4 protein-coding genes are annotated in these 2,477 nt (G+C 66.0%); all 4 read right to left on the minus strand.

The genetic code is table 11. The features are described from left to right. Positions 1-28: 28 nt before the first annotated feature. Positions 29-895, minus strand: a complete 867-nt coding sequence (gene fliR / locus CBW50_RS28265) for a flagellar biosynthetic protein FliR (protein WP_086148557.1) — start codon at positions 893-895, stop codon at positions 29-31. 24 nt (positions 896-919) lie between these two features. Beyond that, positions 920-1,189: a flagellar biosynthesis protein FliQ gene (gene fliQ, locus CBW50_RS28270; RefSeq protein ID WP_086148558.1), complete on the minus strand. Its 270-nt coding sequence runs from the start codon at positions 1,187-1,189 to the stop codon at positions 920-922. 9 nt (positions 1,190-1,198) lie between these two features. Further along, complete coding sequence (gene fliP, locus CBW50_RS28275) at positions 1,199-1,966, minus strand: flagellar type III secretion system pore protein FliP (RefSeq protein WP_086148559.1); 768 nt, start codon at positions 1,964-1,966, stop codon at positions 1,199-1,201. Positions 1,967-1,991: 25 nt separating this feature from the next. Beyond that, positions 1,992-2,477 (minus strand): flagellar biosynthetic protein FliO (gene fliO, locus CBW50_RS28280; protein WP_253252021.1); only part of this gene is annotated, 486 nt, incomplete at its 5' end.

Below are 2,477 nucleotides of genomic sequence, written 5' to 3' on the forward strand. Positions count from 1 at the left end.
CGCCCGCGCGCTGGGCGGGTAGCCCTGGTCAGCGCGCGGGCGGCAGCGGCGCCGGCGCAGGCCGTGCCGGGCGCAAGGGATTCGGCGGCGCGGGCGGGGGCGGGCGGTCGCGCGTGGCAAAGCCGCGCGGCAGCAGGCGTGCCGTCTCTATGCCGCGCAGGAACATGTTCTGGAAGGGCGTGGCCAGGTAGGGCAGCACCATGCCGATCACCAGCAGGCCCACGCCCAGGGTGACGGGGAAGCCGATGCCGAAAATGTTCAGCTGCGGCGCGGCCCGCGTCAGGATGCCCAGCGCCACGTTGGTCAGCAGCAGGGCCGCCACGATGGGCAGCGAAATCTGCACGCCGGAACGGAAGATTTCCGCGCCCCAGGCGGCCAGCTGCTGGAAGCCGCCGCCGCTGATGGGGCTAGCCGAGATGGGCAGGCTGACAAAGCTTTCCGCCAGCGCCGCCAGCAAGACCAGGTGGCCATTGACTGTGAGAAACATCAACGTGGCCAGCATGACGAGGAACTGGCTGATGGCGGAAGAGCGGCCCTTGGTTTGCGGGTCGAAGAACGAGGCGAAGCCCAGGCCCATGGTCAGGCTGCTGATCTCGCCGGCCATCTCGATGGCGGCAAACACGATGCGGATGGAAAAGCCCATGGCCAGGCCGACCAGCATTTCCTGCGTGAGGATCAGCAGTCCGGCCAGCGACATCGGGTCCGTGGCGGGCAGGGCCGGCACGGTGGGAGCGATGATCATGGCCAGCAGGGCGCCCAGCGACACCTTCACGGTGAGCGGCACGGCCGCGTTGCCGAACAGGGGCGCGGCCGCCAGCAGGCCGAGGATGCGGCTAAGCGGCCACAGCAGTGCTGCGATCCAGGTATTGAGTTCAATGCTTGACAGGGTCAGCATGGCGTGTGCCCCGGTGGCAAGCGGCTAGCCCACCAGGTTCGGGATGCCCGTGAAGACCTGGCGCATGTAGTCGAGCATGACGGACAGCATCCACGGTCCCGCCACGACGATGGCGACGAAAATGCCGACCAGCTTGGGGATGAAGGACAGGGTCGCCTCGTTGATCTGCGTGGCCGCCTGGAAGATGCTGACGATCAGGCCGATGATCAGCGCGACGAGCAGCATGGGCGCGGCCACCATCAGGGTGACCTCCATGGCGTGGCGGCCCAGGGTCATGACGCTTTCGGGTGTCATCGCATTCCCCTAGTAAAAACTCTGTGACAAGGAGCCCAGCAGCAACTGCCAGCCATCGACGAGCACGAACAGCATCAGCTTGAACGGCAGCGAAATCGTCGCCGGCGACATCATCATCATGCCCATCGACATCAGCACGCTGGCCACCACCATGTCGATGATCAAGAACGGAATGAAGATGGCAAAGCCGATCTGGAACGCCGTTTTCAGCTCGCTGGTGACGAAGGCGGGCACGAGGATGCGCAGCGGCACGTCTTCCGGTCCTTGCAGGGCCGCCGAGCGCGACATCTTGGCGAACAGGGCCAGGTCGGCCTGGCGCGTCTGCTTGAGCATGAAGGTTTTCAGCGGTTCGACGCCCTTGTCCATCGCCTGCTGCATGGTGATCTTGTTTTCCTGATATGGCTGATACGCATCCGTATAGATCTTGTCGAACACGGGGCCCATGACGAACAGGGTCAGGAACAGGGCCAGGCCCACCAGCACCTGGTTCGGCGGCGCCGACTGCGTGCCGATGGCCTGGCGCAGCAGGGACAGCACGATGACGATGCGCGTGAAGCAGGTCATCATCAGCAAGGCCGCGGGCAGGAAGGTGAGCGACGTCATCAGGATGAGCGTCTGTACCGGCAGCGAATAGTTCTGTCCGCCGCCGGGCGCCGGCGTGCTGGTGAAGGCGGGGATGCCCGGTTCGGCCAGCGCCCACAGCGGCAGGGCCAGGGCGGCGGCCGCCAGCAGCCAGGCCAGGGGAGTCTTGATATTGCTCAATGCTTGCGCTTGCATCCGCGTCACTTGCTTCATTGCCTGCTTATTTCCCATTGCGTTTTTCAATGGTCTGTTTCAGCCATTCGGAAAAATTGGCGGCCGCGGGGCCGTTTTGCGCCGTGGCAAGCTGGGGCAGCTCGCCTTCCTGGCGCGGCAGGGTCGCCAGCGCGTTGATGCGCCCGGGCGAAGCGCCCACGACGATCCACTGGTCGGCCACTTCGACGAGGACGATGCGTTCGCGTCCACCCAGGTTGAGCGAGCTGACGACGCGCATCTTGTTGTTGCCGCCCAGGGTTTTCGGGCCATAGCGCTTCATGAACCAGGCCAGGCCGATCAGCAGGGCCAGGACGAAGACGAGCGCGAAGATGGTTTGCAGCAGGCTGCCGGCGGAGGACGCGGGCGCCATCGTCATCGGTGCGCCCGGCGGCATGGCGGGCAGGGCGGCGGCGGGCGCGGGGACCGTTTCGGCAGCGGCGGGCGCAGCCGCAGCTTTCTCAACAGCAACCTCGGCCGGCGTCCGCAGCGGTTG

This window comes from Janthinobacterium sp. GW458P (assembly GCF_002127585.1).
Lineage (GTDB): Bacteria > Pseudomonadota > Gammaproteobacteria > Burkholderiales > Burkholderiaceae_D > Janthinobacterium.